This window comes from Streptomyces sp. NPDC048248 (genome assembly GCF_043201875.1).
GTDB lineage: Bacteria > Actinomycetota > Actinomycetes > Streptomycetales > Streptomycetaceae > Streptomyces.
Map to the genome: position 1 here is coordinate 1 of NZ_JBICZL010000036.1, position 22,117 is coordinate 22,117.

A 22,117-nucleotide genomic window follows, 5' to 3' on the forward strand; every position below is an offset into this window, starting at 1 on the left:
GAAGGACTGCAAGAGATCTCCTGGCCCGACGATCCCACCCGGCCTGACTTCTCCATCGGGACGTGGCACAACACACCGGTCATCATCGACGGCGAGAGCGGCCAAGTGCTGCTCCTCGACGAGCACGAAGACGACGAACTCATCGCCTCCAGCCTTGCCCACTTCACCGCGATGCTGCTCGCTCTGCACCGAGGCCTGCGCATGGTAAGCACACGCGTGAACGATCACGATGCCTACGTCATCCGCAGCCACTTCGATGATCTCCTGTCGACCATTGACCGGCAGGGGGCTCAATACGACGGCTGGACTCGTCCACTGACCACAGGCGGAAGAGACACATAGGAGCCGACCACAGCAGACGATGGCGACCAGGCGTTCGTCAGGGCCCGAACTGCAGTGGGGTGGCTATACCGGCTCGTACTGCACGGTGGTGTCCTCGCAGCCGGCAGCGAGTTGGCGCAGGGTGTCGCTCTCGCGTTGGTCGGCGGTGAGGGACCAGCGCAGTTTGGTGCCGACCCAGTCGGACAGGTAGGTACACCGTGCGTCGGGGGCTGACGGCATCCATTCGGCGGGGTCCTGGTCGGCCTTGGAGCGGTTGCTGCGGGCGGTGACCGCGATGAGGGAGCGTTCGGCGCCCAGGTCGTTGGCGTAGGCCTGGCGACGCTGGGCCGTCCACTGTGACGCTCCGGAATCCCAGCTCTCGGCCAGCGGGACCATGTGGTCGATGTCGAGACCGGAGGGGCCTTGAACCTCGGTGTTGTCGTAGTACGAGAACCAGGTGCCCCCGGTCAGCTTACAGCCGACCCCGACGCTGGGCTGGGTGATGGCTTCGGCCAGGAGGACTTCCGCCCGGGTGTTGCAGCCGTCCCTATCCTCATCGATCCAGTGCCTGAACTTGGTGCGCTCGTAGCCTTCGCGGGATTCCTCGGCTAGCGGAAGGCCTTCGATCGCATCGTGAAGGCTGAGCGTCTCGGCGGCGTGCGCTGGCGTGGCAGCTGCGCTGAGGGGAAGCAGGGCGAGGGCCGCGGCCGCGAAGGCGCGGACAGTCATCTTGATCATGAGATGTTGATAGCGCCCTCACAGGAGACTTCGGGAGGGATGTGCGGGGCTCTCACCCGGCAGAGCGGTAAGTCGTACCGCACCAGAAGCGCGACGTAGGCGAAGCAGGGGCAGCGCTCGTCCCGTGGTGCGTGGTCCCGCCGGCCCTCCGCAGATCGAGCACGCCGGCGCCGGTATCGCCGAGGCAAGTCAGAACGCGAGGGGTGGCCAAGTTGTTCGTACGCGCACAGCGTCATTTCCCGCCGCGGGGAAGACCGCCGGCACAAGGATGCATCGTGGGCTAGCGGGCGGCTGCCCACGCGGCGTACTCCTGCCGGATGTAGGCCCGGAGCTCATCAGCGGGGCTGTCGAAGGTGCCCTCCGCGAGGTAGAGCGGGCCGGCCGCCGTTTGATGCTCGCAGTCGTAACGGACCAGCTTCAGCGCGGTGAGGACGAGTTCCTGCAGTTGCTCCTCATCCACGGATGAAACGGCGAGGCTGCTGCGGTCCGCCAAGGCGGCACGTCGTAGAAACCCTTCACGGATCGGTAGCTGACGCTTGCTGCGAACCAGCTCCTCATGCTCCTCCTGGAGCAGCGGGCGTGCCTGTACACATCGGGACTCATGGGGCTCCGTTCCAGCCGGGGATGCGCGACTGACTTGCTTCAACGTGCTCACCACTCAAGCCCTCAACTCCGGCCCGACGGTGTCTGCGCCTGTCGAACTTCGGCCTGCGCTCCCGCCTCGCGAAGTGCCTCCACCAACGCAGCAGCCTGATCATCGGAAGCGTCCCTGAGCAGCGTCGCCGGCAGTTCAGCGGTCGCAACCTTGCTGCGCCACAGGCTCAGCCCCGTCAGCTTGTGCAGTGCACGCACGACCTCGATGGGCCGAGTCCCCCTGTCCACGAGCACGACATCGTTCCCCGGCTCATCACAGACGAGCATGAAGTACTCGGTCGCTCTCCCCCACTTTCACGGCGTGACACCAGCCGTCTCCTCAGACGCTCAGTCGAAATTGCGACGCATAGCCGCCAGCCGAATCCTCAGCCATACGCCCTGTTCCAAAGGCTTGCGGACGCCGGCGTTGGGGTGTCAACGGCGCCAGGGTGGGCGAGCCCGATCACGGCTCGCCCACCCTGGCCACCCCTCCTGGGATCGCGCCAGCGAACACATACTTGGGTCAGTCGATGCGTTCGCCTTGCTTTGCCGCTTGGCGTTCGGATCCCTTGGTCTGCCACCATTCGAAGAGCCGGATATGCAGCATCGTTGCCGTGTACCGGATCAGATCATACGGTGGGTTGCCGTCGAAAATTCCCATTTCCGAACTGTCGCAGGGGATCCGCACGCGCCATCGCTCGCCCTGTGCAGTCAATTCAAATACGACCGTGAATTTGCGGCCCTCTTCGATGACTTCCAGGTCGGTGACCTCCAGGGTGGAACCGGAGGAATCAAGCCTTCCCATCAGGTGCGGGACGAGAAGGTCTCGGACACCTTGAGCAGATGGCATTGGACTCTCCTAGCAGGAAGTTGCGGACGCGGCGTTCGTCGGCCTGTATGCGGTGATGACACCCTGCGGGTTGATCCGATGATCAACATTGTAGGGTCCAGGGTTGACGATGACCCTGAAGACCTCCTTGGGAGGGCACTGGTTACGCCGGTCCACGTAGATGACTTGCCCTGGCCCCTGGTAATCGACCGCTCCGGTCGCAACAGTCCTGCTGATCTTCTTGCCGAAGCTGGTGCTCCACCGCCCCTTCGACACCAGGTGCCTGTAGCCCCACTTGCTCGTACCGCAGCGGAGCACCGCAGCAAGCTTGACGCCTCGGTAGTACTTACTCACGACGTGAGCCTTGGACTTTCCGGAACACGCATTCGCAGCTACTGCTGCAGTAGGTTCCGCGTGCGCCGACGCCGGTTCAGAAACTGCGGGCAACGCCATGCACGCTAGGAGTGTTCCGACGGTTATCGACTCTGCAGTCCTCAACAGGTTCCCCGTTTCCTGTGATGCTGTGTCGTGGACAATTCTATCAGCGCCGGAACGTGAGTTCGAGCTATTTTTATGGGTGGCTACATTCTCCCCATGGTGACCGACGCCCCGCCCACGTAGGGTAATTTGCCACCTCTCAGCGGTACCCCCCACCAAAACGCGACTTGGTTGATCTCCATAGTTGGCGGCGTTCAGCAACTCGCATGCTCAGTGTTGGCTTTATGCGGAGGAGGAGGAAATGCCCCGTCCCAGTGCGGCAAGGTGCTCAGCCCTCCACCTGGCTGTACCGGTGATCGTCAGTCGCAGGCGGTGAGTTCCTCGATGCGGGTAGCGAAGTCCGCGGCAGGCAGCGGCAGGTCGACGTCCTCGACGAATCCCAAGGCGTCAGGGACGTAGGCGATGACTGCTGTGGCGGCGGCGGAGACGTGCGGGTCTTCCTCGTCCCGCAGGACCTCCAGGATCCGCAGTGCCGCCACCAGGTCTCGCCGGTCAACGAACTCCGGGGTCGCGGGCATGTGGACCTCCAGGCCGGCCTGGTCGAACCACAGTTTCGCCTGTTCCTCCTCTCCCAGCGCCATGTGGTGCAGGTAGAGGCAGCATGCCGCCCCGGTGTCGCCGGCGCCGGCGGCGAACTGCCACCAGAACTGGGCGCTGTCGTTGCGCTGGGCAAGGTGCAGCACACACCCAAGGACCCGCGCCCCGTCCGGTTCCAGGATCTGCCGGGTCAGGAAGGTGCTGAGCTTGTGCAGCTCCCGCGCCACCACCGTCTCGCACAACGTGCGCAAGTGACGGTGATGGATGCGTCGGGGCAGGCTGCCTCGGTCCGCTGCCCTGGCGGCGGCTGCGCGGGCGGGTTCCATCTGGTCATCGAAGTGCAGCGCGCCGTTCCACATGCGCTCGGTGATGCGCGCGGTCAGGCGGGCTTCGGCGGCCTTGATGTCTGTGTAGGTCTGGCGCGGCAGGCGGGCCTTGGCGAGCGCGCGGTCGATGGCCTCGCTCATCGCAGGTCCTCCCCTTCCACGGAGTTGTTCAGGATCTGTAGTAGGCGGCGACGTGCGTAGCGGGTGGTGGAGCGGACGCCGGCTTCGGTGACGCCGAGGATGTCTGCGGTTTCGCGGACGGTGTAGCCCAGGCAGTAGCGCAGCACCACGGTGTCGTGCTGGCGCTCGGGCAGGGCTCGGATGGCGGCGTAGATGTGCAGGCCCTGTTCGAGCTCGCCGATCTTGTCGACCGCGTTGCGCAGGGCCGCGGTCTCGAATGCTGCCGTGTCGATCAGGGCCGGCCGGCGGCCGCGGGCGCGGGCGTAGTCGATCGTGCGGTGCTTGACGACCACCCACGCATAGGCATTCGGATTCTCATGCTGCAGGACGTCCGTCCAGCCGAGGTAGAGCTCCTCGAAGGTCTGGTCGACGGCCTCCTCCGCGTCGGCGCGGCTGGCGAGATACAGCTCTGCCCAGTGGATGTACGGGCCGCGGTAGAGCTGGTGGAACGCACGGAAGTCAGCGGGCAGCTCGGTCATCGGGATGGTTGCGGTACGCCGGAGCCTGGTCACAGCCCACCTCCCACGCCGGTGCGCCGGCCGCGAAGCTCGGACATGCCCATCGCTACGCCCGCCGCGGCAAGACGGCGCAGGACCGCCAGAGCGTCATGACCGAAGACGCGCACGGACACAGCGGCCGTCAGCAGGTCTCCTACGAGATGAAGCGTCACGGAGTCGGGAATCCCCTCCGGTGGTGGGTGAGGCGCGCGATGCCTGTGCGCCCCGAGGTGCCTTGCGCATCCTCTGCACCTATAGCGATCTCCGGGCCCCGTTCGTGCATCGGGTGAGCAGAAAATCTTACGCGGAGGTGATTGATCATCAACTGCCCGTGACGCGTGGGCGTCACCTGCGGGCATCTTGCAGGTTCAGGAGGTGCTGGTGGCGGTCGTAGACGCTACGTCGAGCCGGTCGAGGCGTTCGTAGAGGGCTCGCACCAGACGGGCCCGTTCCTGGACGCAGCGAAGCGTTCCTTTCGCGGGCACGGATAGTCGGCGCTGTGCCTCGGCCAGGACCACCTCGGCGAGTGCCCGTCGGCCGCTTTCATTCGGCAGACAGGCAAGGGATCGCCGGACGTCAGATGCGACGGCGCGGGCGTGGCCGGTCAGTTGCACCGCGATTTGCTCGTAGTCGCAGGCCTGCAGGGCGGTGTCCGGATCGCTCCACGTCAGCACGGCTGCGACGAGGGCCTCGTAGGGTCCGCGGTCGAGCGGGAGCTCCGCTTCGATCCTGCCTTCGGGGTCGTAAAGAACCGTGCGCGTGCTGGGCGCCGGCGCTTCGCCGAAGTACTCCAGGCCGTGGGCGGCGCGGGCCAGCAGCGCAGGCGAAGGGACGCCGTATTCGGGTCGCCGTAAGAACATCAGCTGCCACCTCTCCTGGCCATGCCATCAGTGCTACGACGCTAAGGAGGGCGGCGGGGCGGCCTCAACGAAATTGCGGATAGTTGCGCAGGTTCACTCCAGGGCGTCGATCGCGGCTCGGATGAGAACGCGGGCGGCGTCGCCGTGCACGGCCATGGTCGACAGGGCGGTGAATGCCCGGGTGTAGTCGGCGATCTCGCGGGGCTGGCGGACGCTGATGCCGGCGGTCAGGGTCTCGACCACGGTGTTGTGGTCGTCGTAGAGGTAGAACGCCTCCAGCGGCCAGACGGTGCGTGGGGCGGTCAGGGGGATGATGCCGAGGGAGACCCAGGGCAGCGGCATCACGGTGAGCAGGTGCTGCAGTTGGCTGGCCATCGTCTGGGTGTCGCCGATGCGGGCGCGTAGGACCCATTCCTCGATCAGGACGACGAAGCGGTGGCCGCCTTCGTAGAGGAAGCGGCTGCGGGCCAGGCGGGCTGCGACGGCTTCGGGGATGTCGTCGGGGGTGCCCTGGAAGTCGGTGATGGTGCGCATCAGGGCTTCGGCGTAGCCGGCGGTCTGGAAGAAGCCGGGGATCACGTTGGAGACGTAGGCCCGGCACGTTCTGGCGGTGGCGTTGCGGGTGAGGACTTCCTGTTGGGCCCGGCGCATTCCGTCGCGGTGCAGGCGCCGCCACTCGGTGTACATCGACTCCACCGCGCGTGCGGTGGCGATGAGATCGTCCACCTGGTCGTCGGCTACGCACGCGGTGCACCAGGCGCGGAGGTCGGCGTCGGAGGGCGCGGCTCTGCCGCGCAGGATGCGGGAGGTCTTGGCGGGGTGCCAGCCGCAGCGGGCGGACAGCTCACGCCCGGTGAGCTGGGCGTCCTTGACCAGATGGGCCAGGCGGACGGCGAGGGCTTCGCGGGCGGCCTGGGCGCTGGAGGACGGGGAGGTGGGCATGAGCTGACGTCGCCGGTCAGATGGTGTACTTCTCGTGCGGGGTACGCTCCCACACTGGCTCGAACGCCGCCGCGCACAGTGCGACAGCGGCTGGATCGTCGGTGCGGTCCTTGCCCGCCCAGTCGCCGGCGCCGGCGAACAGGTTGAACTGCACCACGCGTTCGTCCAGGAGCCAGAAGTCGTTGCCTGGCAGGGCGATGTCGGAGGCGTGCCGGCGCGGCAGCCAGCGGACGTCTTCGCCCACCTGGACGTTGACGGCCGTGATGGCGTGCTCGTAGCGGATGTAGTCGGTGACCGGCTCCGAGACGATTCTCGCGCGGCGCATCACCACCCCGCGGGTGACCGCGTCGGCGACCAGCGGCACCCACTGCGGCCAGAACGACCGCGCCGGGTCGGTGTTCGCAACCCCGGTGCGCAGGAACTCCTCGAAGTCCTCCCCCTCGTCACCGACCGCGTAGGAGTCGCGCATCTCCAGGTGGACGGCGCTGTGGCGGGTGGCGGCCAGCAGCTCAGCGAAGGGTGTCGCGTTCAGCGACATCGCACGCCTCCCTCAGGATCGGCACCATGCGGGCCGGGATACGGATCACCCGCTCGTGGTCGGGGTGCCCCGCGCGTGCCCGCTCACCCATAGGGTGCCGCCGACCAGGGCCTTGAGGAGGTCATCGGCCTCATCGCCCTGGATGACCAGGTCGGCACTCTCCTCCTCCACCCACACCGTCGGCGATCCCTCGCCACCAGTGTTCGGGTCCATCCCGACAAACCGTAACGTCATCGCGGCCTCCCGCTCGGTTCATCACGCACAGTTGCAGAGACCGTCCCGCGGCCCCTGCCGCGCGGTCAAGACCCCTCCGGAGTGGTCCGCTGGAGTCTGGACCCGCCACAGTGAGCCGCTCATGCGGTGCCGCTGGAGTCGACCATGCCTTGGCTTGTCCACGTTGGGGATCGCTACGGGAAGGTGAGGGTGCAAACGCTGGGGTCTGATGGATGGAGGCCGCCGTGCACACAACGCAGTTGGGCGTCAGCAGGAGCTGACGGCCAACTGCGTTGTGTATGTGTGGGGTCAGACGCGCTTCAGCTCACCCTTGATGAGACCCCTACCGTCCGCCCAGATGTGGTGAACGCAGCTCCACTCGGCGAGCCCGGTGATGTCGCCGGTCCACGTTGTCTCGGCGTGGGCGTTGGAGGCCGGAGCCGCTGAGACCCACTCCTTGACCGGGGTGTTCTTAAAGCTCGTGGCAGGCACGTAGTTGTAATACGAGGCGGCCGACCCGAGGACCTTGGTGACCTTGCCTCCGGAGACTCGATACCGGACCTTCAGCTCGACCTTCGTCACCTTGATCCCGAACAGGGTGTCGGTCACCCAGTGCGACGCCCAGCGGTCGTCGCTTGCGGCCCTGGCCGCGATGCCGCCGGTCCCCTCGCCGCCCTCGGTGCCGCTCTCCACCACTGCGTCACCCGCTGCGTTGGCGGCACGGACGGCAGCCTTGTCACCGCTGCCCGCGGAAAGGAAGTTCTTGTTGAGCTCAGGGTCCTTGAGGTCTTCCAGGAACTTCGTCTGCTTCTCCGCAGGAAGCGCCTTGAATTGCTTGGCCACCTCGTTGGCACCTGCATCGGACTTGCCTTCAAGCCACTTGACGTATGCATCCGGCGATGCTGTGGGGCCGAGATCAGCGGCAGTCGCCTGCCCGGGGATCATCGCCATTGTCATCGCGGCGAGAGCCCCTGCAACAGCACCCTTTGTGCCAGCGCGAGAGATAGTGCGCATCCTGCTTCCCCCATTTTTCAATTCGCAGAGCACGCTGCGATCGCTTCAAACAATATGAGGGGTGGTCAAACTCGCGGAATCCCCGCGTACGCCCCCCGTGTGACGCCTGCTGGGTGGTCTATCCCGCGGCGCCTCGGCGATCTTGGCACACCAAATGATCACTCCACAACTCCCTGACCTGCACTTGAGCTGCATATGAGGTTCCGCTTCGAGCGGTTTGGTCAGGCCATTCCAGACAGAGGCAAATGTCCTAAATCGCCAGTTTAAAGCAGCTTTGCGAGCGCATCCAGAAGGGAGTGGGGAATCACTGAGCCCCCGCAGCCTGGTCAGGGGCTGCGGGGGCTCAAGCGATATGAGAGCGCAGAGATTAGAAGTGGTGACGCTCTATCGGCGCCGAAGGAACCACGTCACTCCTGCGGCTGCGACGAGAACAACGACCGCCAAGCTGATCCATACTCCAGGACCCGCCGCTGCAAACATACTGGCTCCCCTTGCCGTGAGCATTAATTGCGGTTCTAGCTGGCGCTCAACCTAACACGCCCCTCCAGCAGTGCAACTGGGAGAAACCGGCTCTTTCGGTATGACGATTCTTCTGGCCACCCAGGGCGCTATCGGAGAACTGAGTTCGCAAGACATCCATTTACCGGCGCGCGTGGTTGCGGCGATCGACTGAGGCCAGCGGAACAAGGGCCCCGGCCGTAGCCGAGGTCGAGAACCCGCCCGAGCGCCAGCAGCACCTGTCGTCGAAACTGCATGCACCGGGCTCACAACTCGCCTCGAGTGCCTGTCTCACAGGTCCAGCGAGAAGACCAATGGGATAGATCGCCCACTTGCATCAGGTTCGGACGCAATGGAAGTTAATCGTCGGAGTTGCTGCGCTGCCCCAGACCTGGGCGTCGACCCTTACCCACCACGAAGCTCACCAGCTCGCACGCCACCAAGATCACAGCGGACACCGCGCGCACCCAGCGTGGACCGCCCCGCGCCGCCCACACGACGCAACCGCACGCCCCCACAGCGAACACCACGACGCCGCACAAGACCAGTACGGCCATGCTCATCCCCCTCATCCATTGCGGTCGGCGCAATCCTCTCAGCCTGCGGAACAGGATCTCGCATCGGCACCCCACGCCCACCGGACTGCTCGTCGCAACTCCCCATTCCGACGCCATCACTCGCACACACCTAGTCCCGCCGGGCCACTCAGGGGAACTCTCGCCGTCCACCAGCGCTAGATATGTGAAGCTTTGGGCAGGTGCGACACCATGCCGTCATGACGACTGCCCGGACGCCTACGTCGACCTGCGGCCCCCGCCGAGACGCTGCGCACGCCCCGCCGCCGGAAGAAATGCGCCGAGAGGCGAGGTGCGTTGCCACGATGCCCGGCGGCTGGTTCGAGGTGACGCGCCGCTGTTGCTGGTGCAGCTCATGGGCCACGGTGTCGGCGCTGTGCACGGACTGGAACTGCACCGAATGCCGCACTTGGCACGGGCCGACGCAATGCCTCACCGCGGAGGGCATGCCGGTCGAGGGGCTGACCTCTCGGGGGTGGGGCGAACTCGCAGGGACCTTGGACGCTCGGTGACCGTAGAACGCACGAGATGGGTGATGAGCCGGTCGCTCCGGGTAGACGCGATGCACTGACGTCGCCTCACCTGAACACCACGGAGCTGTATGCGCCCCGCTCGCCGACTCACCGCCCTGGCATGCCCGCTCCTACTGCTGACGGTCGCCGCATGCTCTGGCGACGCTTCACGAAACGACGACCCCAAGCAGCCATCAGCCACGGCACCGGCCGCGTCCCCACCCGCCGACGCCGGCCTACGACTGTCCGACGCCATTGAGCAGTTGAAAGTCGCCGAAGAATCGCGCACCGGATACGAGCGAGACAAGTTCCACCTATGGATCGACGCAGACCACGACGGCTGCGACACCCGCAAGGAAGTCCTTCTGACGGAGGCCCTGACCAAGCCCCGCCAAGGCGCGAGCTGCAAACTGATCGGCGGCACCTGGCGCTCCTACTACGACGGCAAAACCGTCACCGAAGCCTCCCGCCTCGACATCGACCACCTCGTCCCCCTCGCCGAAGCATGGGACTCCGGCGCCTCCAAATGGACGGACGAGCGCCGCGAGAAGTACGCCAACGACCTCGACGCCCAACGCAGCCTCGTAGCCGTCAGCTCCGGCCCCAACCGCTCCAAAGGCGACCAAGACCCCGCCGAATGGATGCCACCCGCCAAGGACGCCTCCTGCACCTACACAACCGACTGGGTAACCGCCAAACTCCGCTGGAAACTCACCATCGACCCGGCCGAAGGCAAAGTGCTCGCCAAGCTCGCCGCCAGCTGCACCGAAGCAACCGTGAAGTTCACACCCGCGCCATGACCGTGGCCCGGCGGCACGCTGACCGCGGCCGCCGGGCGAGGCGTTCTGAGTCCGCGAGGTAACGACCCTCCGGGGAGCGCCAGAAAGCGCGAGGTCCAGACGGCGGTGGCTTTGTCCACGAGAGCGGACAGCCCAGTGTGCCGAGGGTTGCCACTCGTAGCCGGGCTATCCCTAAAAGGGAGGTTCGTCGCTGTACGACGGAGATTCAGGCCAGGACGGGTCCCAGGGATCACTGCCAGGCTGCGGACCTCGTCGATGTTCAGCGTCCAGGGGCTTTGTCCCAGGGCTTTGGGGATCGGCGTCGAAGACCGTGTGCCACAGCGCCTTGATCTCCGCCCTGGGTGATGCAGGGCCGCCGACTGCCCAAGGGTCGTCGGTGGAGGTTGTGGTCGCATCGGGATCTATCTGCGCCAGCTCGCACAGGACCGTGAGTATCGCGTCGACCGTGCTCCAGTTGGCCGGCGTGGACAGTCCAAGGAGCGTGCGGCGGATGGTCTCCGGGCTGCCGGTCGTCTCAGGGTATGTCAGCGGAATCAGCTCGGCGATCTTTCGCAGCGTCGGCCTGGAGGCTGACCGGTAGTAGGCGAAGAGGCCCTCTACGAACCTCCTTCTCGGGCCCGGAGGCAATTGGTCCTCTCCCGGCATCCTCAAGACCCGGCCCATGGCTTCCCCTCTCCGTTGACGCAGAAAGTCCACGGATACCTCGCGATGACTCAGCTTGTCTCGGGAAAGCTCGCTCATTCTCGCCGGAGATGTAAGCACTGTCCGCAAGTAGCAACTGACATAGCGTCATTTATGCAGGTCGGTGAGGTGGTCCTGCGAGGACAGGGGACGGTCGCCGGGTGCTGTTCCTGTCAGTCGGCCCGTCTGTACGGGACAATTGAAGAACGGCTCCCTGGTGCAACAGGGAGCCGTTCTGCATCTGAACCACGATCACCAATGTGAGAAGGAGTCGTTGTGTCCACCTCTGAGCCTACGAGCCGTCACGGATTAACCAAGCCCCCCGCCGCTGTCGTCTCCACCTCGCGGAAGGCGCTGCGTCGGCTGTCGGGCGAGGCAACCACCGGTCTCGTCCGCGGTGCGTCGACAGCGCTGGGGACAGCGATCGTCGGGTGGCTCGTGCTCTGGTTCCAACAGCACTGACCGATAGGCGCCGTGAGCCGGCCGGCCACCAGCACCCGGCGACGCTCACCGAAGGGCCGGACGATCCGTCCGGCCCTTCGCCATGTCCAGGGAGGGAAGACGGACGTAGCGGTCGTCGCCGGGTCGCGCGCGGCTGTCGGAGAGTCACCAGCGCCCGGTGGTACCAGGGGGCTCCGCCGCCCCTCGACCACACTTTCGCCGCGGGGCCGGTCCCTTGACACCGCGGCGGCTTTTTGGCCTTTTCTGCCCTCGGTCATAGTCGGCGCCATGGACTATGACGTAGTGGTGGCCGGAGGCGGCCCGGTCGGACTGATGCTGGCCTGCGAGCTCCGGCTCGGGGGCGCGCGGGTGGCCGTCCTGGAGCGCCTCACCGAAGTGAACCCGACGATCAAGGGCGGGGCTATCACCACGCCCAGCGCCGAGGCGCTCTACCGCCGAGGCATGCTGCCCGCGCTTGCCGAGGTGCAGCGGCAGGCGATGGACCGCTTCCAAGCATTCATGCGCGAACGGAACGGCGGGGACGGAGGCGTTGCCGCGGGCCAAGGGCTCGGGATCGTCGGGCACTTCGCCGGAATCATGCTGCGCGCCGCCCTGGTCGACCATACGGAGCCGGGCCTCGGCGACGCCGGGCCCGCCGCCGAGATCGCTTTCGTGGCGCAGCAGGACATCGAGCGGCTGCTCGGCGGGCGGGCGGACGAGCTCGGCGTCGATGTGCGTCGGGGAGTGGAGCTGACCGGCTTCGACGCGGACGACGAGGCCGTCACCGTGCGGACGAGCGACGGGGCGATACGCGCCGGCTGGCTCGTGGGCTGCGACGGAGGCCGCAGCACGGTCCGCAAGCTCGCGGGGTTCGAATTTCCCGGTACGGAGCCGGAGATCACCTGTCACCAGGCGGTCGTGGAGATGACCGGCGCCGAGGACCTGAAGGTCGGCTGGACCGCCACGGACACCGGAGTGTACGCCCACGGGCCGATGCCAGGCCGCATCGTCACCGTGGAGTTCGACGGCCCGCCGGCCGACCGGGACGCGCCGGTCACCACCGAGGACCTCCAGGCGCGGCTGCGCCGCGTATCCGGCGTGGACATCACGATCACCGAAGTGCAGACCGCGACCCGCTTCACCGACCACGCCCGCCAGGTCACCGAATACCGCAAAGGCCGGGTGCTGCTGGCGGGCGACGCGGCGCACGTGCACTCCGCCTTCGGCAGCCAGGGGCTGAGCCTGGGCATCGGGGACGCGATGAACCTCGGCTGGAAGCTCGCCGCAGTCATCGCCGGCCGGGCGCCGGAAGGGCTGCTGGACACGTACACCGCCGAGCGGCACCCGGTCGGTGCGTGGGTCCTGGACTGGACCCGGTCCCAGGTCGCGGCCATGCGCCCGGACCCGCAGTCCCGGGCCCTGCGCGAAATCGTCAGCGACCTGGCGGAGACGGTAACGGGCACCACGTACCTCACCGCGCGGCTCAACGGTGGCGGAGTGCGGTACGACCTGCCGGGCGAGCACCCGCTGACCGGCCGCAGCACCCCGGACCTCGAGCTCACCGACGGCAGCCGCCTCGCGGACCACCTCCACGGCGGCCGGGCACTCCTGCTCGACCTCACCGACGACCCGGAGCTCCGGGCCCTGGCTGCGGGATATGCCGGCCGCGTCGACACCCTGACGGCCAGCTGCCCCTCCCGCCCGGAACTGGCAGCGGTCCTCGTCCGTCCGGACGGCTTCACAGCCTGGGCAGCCGACGCGGGGGAGAAGGCGCCGACGTTGGGCGGGCTGGCAGAGGCGCTGGAGGAGTGGTTCGGAGTACCAGCGGGGACAGTGACGCCGGGGTGATCCACCGACACGGCGCAGCTGATCGGCGGCCTCAGCAACCCATACCGTCCCCGCGACTACCACCACCGCAGCTTCGGCTGCACTGAACTGCGCCCAGGAGGCATGTGCCTCGTCAGCAGCTGTGGTGTCAGCGCCGGAGGCTGAAGTGGGTGAGACGGGACCGGGCGTCCTTATCAGTGAGTCCCAGAGCCTTACCGATTACGTCCCAGGACAGCTCTTCGGCCTCCGCGGCGAAGGCAGCCTGCCTACCGAAGCGCCCGGCGAGGCGTCCAGGGCCGCCACCCCATTCCCCGTGCCATCGTTCTCGTGGGCAGGAACCCGGACGCCAGCTGACCATCCCTTCGACCGCATAAGGCTGGCAAGTGGCATGAGCGCGATCACTCCCGCGCGTGAAGCGGGCGCCCTGGATTCGGAAAATTGACACAGGCACTCACCCCACGAGGGGCCCATACCCCACCGAATCCGGTGGAGCCGCACCGTGGGCCGTGGTCAGGCATTGAGGTCCAGCACGCGGACGGGCTCGCCATCCCAGCGCTTCGGCGCGGTGGTGGCGACGATCGCCCCGTCGGGGCGGTCCGCAGTGGGCTGGGCCGCGTACTGACTGTGGGCCGCGGCCCATGTCTCCCGCTGCGCCACGGCCAGGGCGGCGGGCAGGTCCAGGTCCAGGACGGTGATGCCGGGCAGCGCGGCGAGGTGCTCGGCGGTGCCGGGCCTGGCACGGTCGGCTTCGACGAGCGCGCACGTCGGTGCGTAGAGGTACCAGCCGGGTTCGGCGTGAGCCCGGTGGATCAGACGGGAGGCGAGGACGTTGCCCTGGCCGGCCGCAGTCATCGCGGTGTCGTCCAGGACGATGTGCATGGCGTCCCTCACCGGCCGGTCACCTGAGCCAGACGCCGGTCGAGCTCACTGTCCAGGTCCTGCTGCTGGGCCGCGGTGGGGGCGTAACCGTTCCACGCCTTCAGTGCGGCGAGAGCCTGCTCCGCGCGCTCGGCGCGCTCGGCCGGGGTGAGCAGGGTCTCGGCCAGGCGCGCCAGATAGGCGCGCAGCGACAGGCCCTCGGCGGCCGCGATCGCGGCAAGCCGGTCCTTCGCCTCCTCGGGGATACGGACATTGGCATCAGACATCGTCGTAACTCCTTCCCATCCCCACAGGGTACGGGTACGTACCCGTACCCATCTAGTCGAGGTTAAGGATTCCGGCTGGCAGATGCCAGCTGGACCGCCAGCGATGTCGACGTGCGCGCACCGTTGCGCACCAGGTCGCCCCCGTCGGCCTGGCGAAGCGGCCCCGGCCCGCGCCGACCGAAGGTGGTGCCGGCGACGACCGCGTCTCGGGCTGCCAACAAACTGGCCGCAACCCAAGCGGCGCGGCCGTTGATCTCTCCGGCCGCTGACCGATCGCCCACACCACGCGCCGCCCGGAGCTGTATGGGCGACTTCCTTTGCGCAGGCGCCGCCCGCCCTAGCTTTACGGCGGCGCCCAATGCAGGTCTACAGGCCGTGCTCAGCCATCGAAGTCCGCCAGCCGCGCTTTTCCCACAGGCTTCTCGAAGGCCGGCGATCAGATCATCAACCTCCTCGACCGTCTGCAGCTCGATCGATTCGCTGGAAGTGATCGGACTGTCCACGGACATGACACGAGCGGTGGGGACGGGAAGCCGCCCTCCGTGGAATTGCTCTGCAACTCCAGGTAGAACCCCGTGTCCTTGACCCGGCCAGACGGCTCAAGCCCGTGTTCGGGCCCTCCAGGATCCCCACCTCAGCACGGTGGAAGGCATCGTCGAAGTCGGTGGTAGAACCGTGCGCCACCTTCCTCCATGTAGTCGATGTCGGCGAACTCCACCAGGAGGCCACCCGCGTGGCGGCCGCGGTCTTTGAAGTAGACCTCTGCCATGGTGGCGTCAGCGCCACCCCAAGATCACCGTTGCCAACCATCTGCATTACAGCCGGTTCGTTGACATGGCCAGCGGAGAGTCCTGACACGACGAGCGCAAGGCCACAGCCGCGCCAGACGCTGGCTGGATCAAGAAGGCCAGGCCCGAAGGACAGCCGGGGCTGGCCTTCCTTGGCCTGGGCGTCGCGTTCTGTTGGTTGTCAGTGGCAGCGCGTAGCTTCGTAGGTATGGCGCACGGTGTGTTCCACAAGGAATTCGGCGAAATCAACCTCTCCATGCTGGACCTCGACGACCCTGCGGACCGCAGGCTGTGGGAGTCCCTATACGGGAAGACCGTCAAGGGTGACCTGCAATGCCTGGACTGCCGCCGAAACGACCCAGGGTGCCCCCAGTGGATGTTCCTCAGGCTGTGGCGCGGCCGCCCGGTTGCCGTCCATTACTCAAGCGATGCCCGACACCCCACCGCCCCGGAGAGCCCTCGGCACAAGGCGCTCAAAGAGCGCATCGCGCGGGCTGCTGAGAAAGCCGGCTACAGCGCCGAGCTGGAAGCCAGGGCAGCTGACGGCCGACGCCAGACAGACGTCCTCGTCCACGGCGACAACGGCCTCCAACTCGGCTGCGAGATCCAGCTTTCCTATGCAACCGCCCACTCCGTGGCCAAGCGCAGCGACATTGCTCGTTCCGACGGACTGAGCCCACTCTGGACCACCGACGACATTGGCGCCCCCCTGATCGACCGCACCCCTTGGGCTCGCATCGATCACATGCCCGAAGAGATCCTCCGCAACGGCAACGGCCTCCTGGTCCGCGGAGGCGTCAAGAAACTCAAGATGCTCCTCTGTGACAGCCGGAATCCCCTGCCCTGCCCTGACCGCGGATACGGCCGCTGTCACCAATGGCACGGCACCTGGGCCCCTGCTCTAGGGCTGCACCTGGACCACCTGATTGCCTCCACCGCCGCCGGCGAGTACGTCCCTCTCTACCTGCCCGTCCAGCCAGGCCGACGACGCGCATCCCATCTGTGGGTCACCACGGACGACCGGGCAAGGTACTTCGACGCTACCGGAGAAGCCCCCGCCGAACCGCAGGCCGGCGCCGTCGACGATGCCGAGAACGCCCCCGCCGAAAACCGCCTCCTCAGCAGGGAGTGCTCCTACGACCGGCGATTAGAGGACAAGAAACGCCGGGGGAACAGCCCCCGCGACACCGGCGAGCTCCTGCACGCAGGCATCACCATCCCCGTACAGAAGGCAGCCGCCGACCCCAGCCCGGCGAAGCTCCCGTCGACCAGCTCACCTGGGTCGAGAGAGACGACATTCCTCTCGTACATCGATGCTCAACGACGGAGCGTCGCCCCCGCAATTCCCTCACAACCTTCGCCGGCCCGCCAGCACGCCCGTCCCCCGGGAGTGCCGCCCTGGCGCGTTCAGCAGCCCCCTCCCCCTCCTCCGCCAGCGCCGACAGTCAGCCGACTTGTTCCACCTCCGCAGGCCCAGCCAGAGCGGCAAGCCCTGGCCGCAGAACTGGATTGTGCCGTAGAACAACTCGGCCCCTGCGCCAGATGCAGACAGGTCACTCGGCGGTACGGCCAAGGCGGCAACCCGCTGTGTGAAGCGTGTCGGGGTCCTCGACCAAATCCCCGAGCGTCTTCACGCTGAGAAGATGGCGCATGAGCGCACAGCCCGTGCACCCCAGCGACGCACGGGCAGCGGCCACTACTGCGTGCCCGGAACGCATCGCCCGGATCATGATCTCGGACGACTGGCGCAAACTCTGATCCAGCCTGACGAACAGTGTCCGACGAGACTGGCCCTTCCCGTCACTCCACCGAGCATGGATGGGAGACACCGGCCTCAGCGCTGGGCCACACTGTCAGTACGTGATGGGAGGTGAAGGGATGAGCGTTGCCAGCTTTACGCAGCACCACGGGCCCTGGACCGTCGAGGCAGTCCTGGCCCTGCCCGAAGACCGCACGACCCGCTACGAACTGCTGGGGGAGTCGCTCGTGATGTCCCCCGCTCCTGGCCTGCGCCACCAGCGGGCCAGCTTCCGCCTGCATGTCGCCCTGGACGCGGCGGCTTGTAAGGCCGGTGCCCCGGTGGAGATCCTGGAGGCCATCAACGTCACGTTGCCGTCCGGCCTGGTGGTGCCGGACATCGTCGTCGCCGACGCGGGTGCCACCGCAGAGGACGCCGTCAGCATCGACGCCGACGCCGTGCAACTGGTCGTCGAGCTGGTCTCACCCGGCAACAAAACCATGGACCGCAAGCTCAAGCCGCTGCTGTACGCGGAAGCCGCCATCCCGCACTACTGGCGCTTGGAGTTCGACCCCGCCCCGCGCCTGATCTGCAGCAAGCTGGACGGTGGTCGATACGTCGAGACAGCCACCGCGCTCCCGGGCGCGATGACCAGCCTCACGGAGCCCTTCGCGTTCGACATCGATCCAGCCGGGATCGCCCAGCCAGGAGGCTGAGACTCGCCCGCCGGGCGATCAACTCCTGCCGGCTGATACCGAAGGCCGCGGCGAGGGATCGCCGAGGCCTTCGGCGTGGAGACTACGGTTACTAAACCGTTCGATAGGCGATCGAACGGAACGGCTCCAATTGGCCCGCATAAGAGGCATACTGCCGCGTATCGGGGCGTCGCTCTCCGGCGGCATGGAAGCGCGCGCCGAACCCGCGGGCCCTTCCATGCCGCCGGGTCACTCTGGGGCGCACCGTCGTCCGAGCCGAAGGGATGTCACCACAGTTCGGAGAAGTTGACCGCCACGTTCGCGTTCGACTGGTCGATCTCCGTAAAGGCGCTGCCGCTGACCTGTGCCGTCTGGGAGGGGGTCCCGCCGTCCGCAATCACGATGGACGAGGTGCGGTCGTTGATCCCGCTGCTGAGACTGGGTGCGTCGCTGGTGAGTTCAAGGCTTTCACCGTCGAAGTCGCGGCCGTCGAACAAGGTGACCGTCCACCCGTCCGGAACTCGCACGGACGAGATGGTGTCGTTGAAGGTTTCATCGAGGACGTGTCGGCCCGGACCGAGGGCTGCACTCTTGCCTTGGTGGTTGACATCGGAGAAGAAGACCGCTTCGCTCATCACAGCTCCAGATCACTAAGTGTTTCCAAGACGTCACACACCGTAGTAGATGCTGATGACGTACTGCCGTGGTTGATCAAACTGCGGTGGCACACAGTCAAGATTGGACGGCACAGGACGCGCAGGAAGCAGACCGGCTGAGCCCGACCAGCTGCCGTAGAATCGAATCCCTCGCACCCCCCCCGCATTCGCCTCATCGCAATTTCCTGCACCTCAAGCACTCACACCCGGTAGGGCCCACCCCACAGGCTTGTCGCCTCGGATGACATGCCATATCCGGGCTAAAGGGCGTCCGGTCGCAGGTGAGGGCGCCCTGTTCGGGAGTGCGGAGTGGGCCCGGTCGATGACTTCGGGGCACGCCTCCGGCCAGGCCCACCCGCCGTACGCGCATCGCCCCACACTTCAGCCGACACGAGGCCCGCGGACGATGACTATCGCAGGAAGCGCAGCCGCCCCCGTGGTGGTCTCAGCGCCGGAGGCTGTAGTGAGTCAGACGTGACCGAGCGTCCTTCTCGGTGAGTCCCAGGGCCCCACCGATCACCTCCCAGGACAGCTCTTCAGCCTCCGCTGCGAAGGCGGCCTGCCTACCGACACGCCCCGTGAGGCGTTCCAGGGCCGCCACGGCCTTCAACGCCGCCAGTGGCGCGTCGGTGGTGAGGGCGTCGAGCTGGTTGGCCAGCTGCTCCAGCAGGTCGTCCACTTCGCTGGGCAGCGGCACGGAGCGTGCTTCTACGTCGGCGATGTGCTGGGCCCAGTCGTCGCGTGGGCCGGAGATGTCGAGATCGTGCAGGCCCTCGTGGTCCCGCTGGGTCCAGTCGATGGGGTAGCGGGTCGTGCCCCGCCAGCCGCACGAACACGACCCCCGCACCGCCTGCGCCCGCTGCCGGCTCAGCTTGCCGTCGTAGGCCCACCACTCGGTGGTCTGGTGCATGTGCGAACCACTCCCGGTGTCCAGAAACACCGGTTTCGGTTCACTGCCGTCGGCGAGCACCGCTCCCGCCAGCCCTTCGTGCGATGACCCGAACTCCTCAGTCCGCCAACCCATCGCTGCGCCCTCCCCGACGATGCCAAGACCTGTCCGTGCCGACAATGCCCAAGTAGCCGCTCGACAACCGGCAAATCCTCAAAACCGTCACTCACGGGAGTGGTGATGAAGCGCCAGTGAAGCGGGCGCTGGGCGCCAGCGATGCGTATGGCTTCCCGCTGGTAGCGAGCCAGCGGCGACCGCGGCCGTAACCCTGGCATTACCGAGGCCCGAGCATGGCGCTGCCAGGTCCGGCGTGCACGGCCAGAAACCTGGCGGTCACCTGTTCCGGATTGCGCTGGCGCATCTGGGCGGACACGACTCGCCGAAGAAGTTCCCATCCGGGATCTGCAGGGTCGGCTTCCGCTTCCGCGGTCTCGGGACGGGCGGCGCGGGGCTGATCGACGATCTGGGCGCGCTTCCAGGCCTTCGTCCACACTGGGAGGTTGCGCGCAGGTACCCCGCAGGCGTAGAGGAAGGCGGCGAGCTGGTCGTGGGTTGGGGCAGTGCGGCCCTGGAGAATGTCGTGCAGGGTGCTGCGCGGTAGCCGGCCGGGGCCGGCGCGTCTTTCCAGTTCGCGCAGAGACGGCTGGCCCGCCTGTTCTCGGAGTCGGATCATGGCTTGCCGTAGGGAGTCGTTGCTGGCCGCGATGCGAAGGCCGCCTGGCTCGGCGGGGGCGTCTTTGATCCGGGGGGCGCTGGCAGCACGGCGGAGTCTTTCCGCTTCGTCGGGTGAAGCGTTACAGGCGCGTGCGTAGGCTCCCACCACGTGGGCGGCGGGGACTCGTGTGCCGTCCGCGGCGCGTTGCAGGGTGGTGGGGTGGTAGTCGGTCCGTTCGGCGAGTTGCGTGTAGGTCAGCCCGGCACGCTGGCGCACGGCACGAAGCCACAGCGCCAGCTGCCGTACGGGCTTGTCGCAGTCGCCGAGAGGTTTCTCCCGGCGGCCCATGCGCTAGCGGGCCGACGCTGAGTGAGGGCGTGTCAGGCGCAGTGCGATCCAGCCGGCTCCGGCCAGGAGTTCCAGCACGGTGGCAACGGTCATGCCGCTGACTGCCAGGGAGACGGCCAGGACAAGCACGATCACCACCAAGATGCGGTCTTCACGCAGGCGTTGTCGCGCGGGCACGCCGACGCAGGCCGCGGTGGGGAGCAAAGGGAACATGTCTGTCGCTTTCGGTTGAGGTCTGGGCTCCATGTCTGTGCGCAGCGGAGTGTGGTTAGCGACACGCTCCGGCACGATCGGCATCTTTTCGGCCTAGGTCCGCTCAACTGAAAGATCGCGCCAACTCGCCCCTATGTGGATTGATGCACGATCCGTCCGGCGCGCGGGCACGACCCGTGCATCAAAAACAACCGTCACTGAAGCTCAGCAGGCAAGTGAACTTGTCCGGAGCCGGGTTGCCCCTCCACCACATGCATGCCAGGTTGCCTACCGGAGCATCTGCTCCGCCCCGGTTGTACTGGGCTCCACCGTGCAACGGGAACGTGGCCTGACAGTGTTAGCGCTCGTGTCAGCCACAGCCCTGTGCTGCGCCGAGCCATCGGCGCAGCACAGGCCGCTCCCCCGACACCGCCACCAGCGGCACGCCCAGCCGACCTGTGCCCGACCGCACGTTGCGGCCGGGCTGCCCGCATCGCAGCTCTCGCCAAACGCGATGGCTGGATTTAACGCCTTTGGCCAGACCATTACACATCGACTGGGCTACCGTCCCCAAAACCCTCAGCTCAACCCGCCAGCGGGAGCGCGGAGCTCCTCGATGCAGGGCGGCGAAGCGCACAGTTCAACGATCCCCCATGGCACCCGGGCGGCTTCAGAACGAGGCGTAGTAGCCCGCCGCCTCCGTGAAGAACGCCGCCTACCGCCCCTACCTCCATGCCTTGCGCAGGGAGGGCTCGGCCTCTTCGTCCCTGCCGTGGGCGATGGTCTTGTCCGCCGGCATCGCGTGCAGCGGGCTGCCGTAGGCGGACGCGCGGATGAGCCACCGCTCGGCCTCTTGTAGTCCTTGTGGTCTTCGGAGAGCCAGCCCATGGCTTGCACATCTGGTGGCCAAAAACGCTCGATGGTTGTCGTCGTCGCCCATTTCTTCAGCGAACCGGGCCCCGACCTGGCTATTTAAACTTCTACCAGTTGTGTGACTACCCGGTGAAGGTAATGAAACCTTGTGATGATCCACCAAGTTGACGCTGCCCGTTGACGGTGGGCGTTGTTACGGTCAACGCGTTGAGTTTGCACGCGAACGCGTGGAAACGTACCGAGATACGGGGGATAAAGCCGCATGGACAATGCGTTCCGCCAGGAACTGGAGCAGTTCCATAGTTACACCACTGAAATCCAGGGAATGCTTTCCGGCCTCCAACGAAGCCGACCCGAAAGGGCGGAAGCATCGGACTCCCAGGGAGCAGTACGGGTCACGTTGGATGGCGACGGGCTTCCGCAGGGCATAACAGCCGCCGCCGACTGGGGGAAGCGTTGTAACCCCGATGGCCTCGGCATGGCAGTGGCCGACGCTGCTCACAATGCACATTCTGAACTCATGGATACCTGGACACAGAACCTGCCCAGTGGCACCTGGAGCACGAGCCCGGGGATGGGGGATAGGGGTGCCGCTCCTGCGCCTCGCGCCGAGGCGCA

25 protein-coding genes and 1 pseudogene are annotated in these 22,117 nt (G+C 66.7%); 4 read left to right on the forward strand and 22 right to left on the reverse strand.

Going from position 1 to position 22,117, the window contains the following annotated elements; translation table 11 throughout:
• Nucleotides 1-342, forward strand: a 342-nt coding sequence (locus ACGFZW_RS37720; protein WP_393897856.1) for an SUKH-4 family immunity protein, incomplete at its 5' end; no start/stop codon positions are given.
• 63 nt (nucleotides 343-405) lie between these two features.
• Here the strand turns inward: ACGFZW_RS37720 and ACGFZW_RS37725 are convergent.
• From ACGFZW_RS37725 to ACGFZW_RS37785, 13 genes and pseudogenes are all read right to left on the reverse strand, one after another.
• Complete coding sequence (locus ACGFZW_RS37725; RefSeq protein WP_393897857.1) at nucleotides 406-1,059, reverse strand: HNH endonuclease family protein; 654 nt, start codon at nucleotides 1,057-1,059, stop codon at nucleotides 406-408.
• Nucleotides 1,060-1,339: 280 nt separating this feature from the next.
• Nucleotides 1,340-1,519 (reverse strand): hypothetical protein, encoded by a 180-nt coding sequence (locus tag ACGFZW_RS37730; protein WP_393897858.1) that lies wholly within the window; start codon nucleotides 1,517-1,519, stop codon nucleotides 1,340-1,342.
• Nucleotides 1,520-1,725: 206 nt separating this feature from the next.
• Entirely contained in the window at nucleotides 1,726-1,980 is a 255-nt protein-coding gene (locus ACGFZW_RS37735; protein WP_393897859.1) for a ribosomal protein L7/L12, read from the reverse strand.
• 235 nt (nucleotides 1,981-2,215) lie between these two features.
• Nucleotides 2,216-2,542: a hypothetical protein gene (locus ACGFZW_RS37740; protein ID WP_393897860.1), complete on the reverse strand. Its 327-nt coding sequence runs from the start codon at nucleotides 2,540-2,542 to the stop codon at nucleotides 2,216-2,218.
• Nucleotides 2,543-2,551: 9 nt separating this feature from the next.
• Entirely contained in the window at nucleotides 2,552-2,875 is a 324-nt protein-coding gene (locus ACGFZW_RS37745) for a hypothetical protein (protein WP_393897861.1), read from the reverse strand.
• Nucleotides 2,876-3,318: 443 nt separating this feature from the next.
• On the reverse strand, nucleotides 3,319-4,023 hold the full coding sequence (locus tag ACGFZW_RS37750) for a hypothetical protein (RefSeq protein ID WP_393897862.1): 705 nt from the start codon (nucleotides 4,021-4,023) through the stop codon (nucleotides 3,319-3,321).
• Nucleotides 4,020-4,541: an RNA polymerase sigma factor gene (locus ACGFZW_RS37755; RefSeq protein WP_393897863.1), complete on the reverse strand. Its 522-nt coding sequence runs from the start codon at nucleotides 4,539-4,541 to the stop codon at nucleotides 4,020-4,022. Before ACGFZW_RS37755 ends, ACGFZW_RS37750 begins: the two co-directional genes overlap by 4 nt.
• 29 nt (nucleotides 4,542-4,570) lie before the next feature.
• Nucleotides 4,571-4,732, reverse strand: coding sequence for a hypothetical protein (locus ACGFZW_RS37760; protein ID WP_393897864.1), 162 nt, complete (start codon nucleotides 4,730-4,732; stop codon nucleotides 4,571-4,573).
• Between the two features lie 195 nt (nucleotides 4,733-4,927).
• Nucleotides 4,928-5,419, reverse strand: coding sequence for a restriction endonuclease (locus tag ACGFZW_RS37765; RefSeq protein WP_393897865.1), 492 nt, complete (start codon nucleotides 5,417-5,419; stop codon nucleotides 4,928-4,930).
• A gap of 93 nt (nucleotides 5,420-5,512) precedes the next feature.
• Nucleotides 5,513-6,361 (reverse strand): helix-turn-helix domain-containing protein, encoded by an 849-nt coding sequence (locus ACGFZW_RS37770; RefSeq protein WP_393897866.1) that lies wholly within the window; start codon nucleotides 6,359-6,361, stop codon nucleotides 5,513-5,515.
• Nucleotides 6,362-6,377: 16 nt separating this feature from the next.
• Nucleotides 6,378-6,899: a DUF6879 family protein gene (locus tag ACGFZW_RS37775; RefSeq protein ID WP_393897867.1), complete on the reverse strand. Its 522-nt coding sequence runs from the start codon at nucleotides 6,897-6,899 to the stop codon at nucleotides 6,378-6,380.
• Nucleotides 6,871-7,133, reverse strand: a pseudogene (locus ACGFZW_RS37780) (hypothetical protein). Before ACGFZW_RS37780 ends, ACGFZW_RS37775 begins: the two are co-directional and overlap by 29 nt.
• A 288-nt stretch (nucleotides 7,134-7,421) precedes the next feature.
• Nucleotides 7,422-8,126, reverse strand: a complete 705-nt coding sequence (locus tag ACGFZW_RS37785) for a hypothetical protein (RefSeq protein WP_393897868.1) — start codon at nucleotides 8,124-8,126, stop codon at nucleotides 7,422-7,424.
• Between the two features lie 1,674 nt (nucleotides 8,127-9,800).
• Between ACGFZW_RS37785 and ACGFZW_RS37790 the strand changes: the two genes are divergently transcribed.
• Nucleotides 9,801-10,511, forward strand: a complete 711-nt coding sequence (locus tag ACGFZW_RS37790) for an HNH endonuclease family protein (RefSeq protein ID WP_393897869.1) — start codon at nucleotides 9,801-9,803, stop codon at nucleotides 10,509-10,511.
• A 171-nt stretch (nucleotides 10,512-10,682) separates the two neighbouring features.
• Here the strand turns inward: ACGFZW_RS37790 and ACGFZW_RS37795 are convergent, their stop codons facing one another.
• Nucleotides 10,683-11,252, reverse strand: coding sequence for a hypothetical protein (locus tag ACGFZW_RS37795; protein ID WP_393897870.1), 570 nt, complete (start codon nucleotides 11,250-11,252; stop codon nucleotides 10,683-10,685).
• Nucleotides 11,253-11,921: 669 nt separating this feature from the next.
• Here ACGFZW_RS37795 and ACGFZW_RS37800 point away from each other — a divergent pair.
• Nucleotides 11,922-13,481: an FAD-dependent monooxygenase gene (locus tag ACGFZW_RS37800; protein WP_393897871.1), complete on the forward strand. Its 1,560-nt coding sequence runs from the start codon at nucleotides 11,922-11,924 to the stop codon at nucleotides 13,479-13,481.
• A gap of 489 nt (nucleotides 13,482-13,970) precedes the next feature.
• Here the strand turns inward: ACGFZW_RS37800 and ACGFZW_RS37805 are convergent, their stop codons facing one another.
• From ACGFZW_RS37805 to ACGFZW_RS37820, 4 genes are all read right to left on the reverse strand, one after another.
• Nucleotides 13,971-14,339 (reverse strand): hypothetical protein, encoded by a 369-nt coding sequence (locus ACGFZW_RS37805; protein WP_393897894.1) that lies wholly within the window; start codon nucleotides 14,337-14,339, stop codon nucleotides 13,971-13,973.
• Nucleotides 14,340-14,347: 8 nt separating this feature from the next.
• Nucleotides 14,348-14,605, reverse strand: coding sequence for a hypothetical protein (locus ACGFZW_RS37810; RefSeq protein WP_393897872.1), 258 nt, complete (start codon nucleotides 14,603-14,605; stop codon nucleotides 14,348-14,350).
• A 62-nt stretch (nucleotides 14,606-14,667) separates the two neighbouring features.
• Nucleotides 14,668-15,114, reverse strand: a complete 447-nt coding sequence (locus ACGFZW_RS37815) for a hypothetical protein (protein ID WP_393897873.1) — start codon at nucleotides 15,112-15,114, stop codon at nucleotides 14,668-14,670.
• Nucleotides 15,115-15,814: 700 nt separating this feature from the next.
• Nucleotides 15,815-16,267, reverse strand: a complete 453-nt coding sequence (locus ACGFZW_RS37820; protein WP_393897874.1) for a hypothetical protein — start codon at nucleotides 16,265-16,267, stop codon at nucleotides 15,815-15,817.
• Between the two features lie 1,004 nt (nucleotides 16,268-17,271).
• Here ACGFZW_RS37820 and ACGFZW_RS37825 point away from each other — a divergent pair.
• A complete protein-coding gene (locus ACGFZW_RS37825) occupies nucleotides 17,272-17,847 on the forward strand; it encodes a Uma2 family endonuclease (protein WP_393897875.1) in 576 nt (191 codons plus the stop codon).
• A gap of 266 nt (nucleotides 17,848-18,113) precedes the next feature.
• On the opposite strand, the gene ACGFZW_RS37830 is transcribed toward ACGFZW_RS37825, so the two are convergent.
• From ACGFZW_RS37830 to ACGFZW_RS37845, 4 genes are all read right to left on the reverse strand, one after another.
• Complete coding sequence (locus ACGFZW_RS37830) at nucleotides 18,114-18,461, reverse strand: peptidase inhibitor family I36 protein (protein ID WP_393897876.1); 348 nt, start codon at nucleotides 18,459-18,461, stop codon at nucleotides 18,114-18,116.
• Between the two features lie 466 nt (nucleotides 18,462-18,927).
• A complete protein-coding gene (locus ACGFZW_RS37835; protein WP_393897877.1) occupies nucleotides 18,928-19,506 on the reverse strand; it encodes a hypothetical protein in 579 nt (192 codons plus the stop codon).
• 199 nt (nucleotides 19,507-19,705) lie between these two features.
• Entirely contained in the window at nucleotides 19,706-20,434 is a 729-nt protein-coding gene (locus ACGFZW_RS37840; protein WP_393897878.1) for a helix-turn-helix transcriptional regulator, read from the reverse strand.
• Between the two features lie 3 nt (nucleotides 20,435-20,437).
• Nucleotides 20,438-20,647, reverse strand: coding sequence for a hypothetical protein (locus ACGFZW_RS37845; protein WP_393897879.1), 210 nt, complete (start codon nucleotides 20,645-20,647; stop codon nucleotides 20,438-20,440).
• Nucleotides 20,648-22,117 lie beyond the last annotated feature (1,470 nt).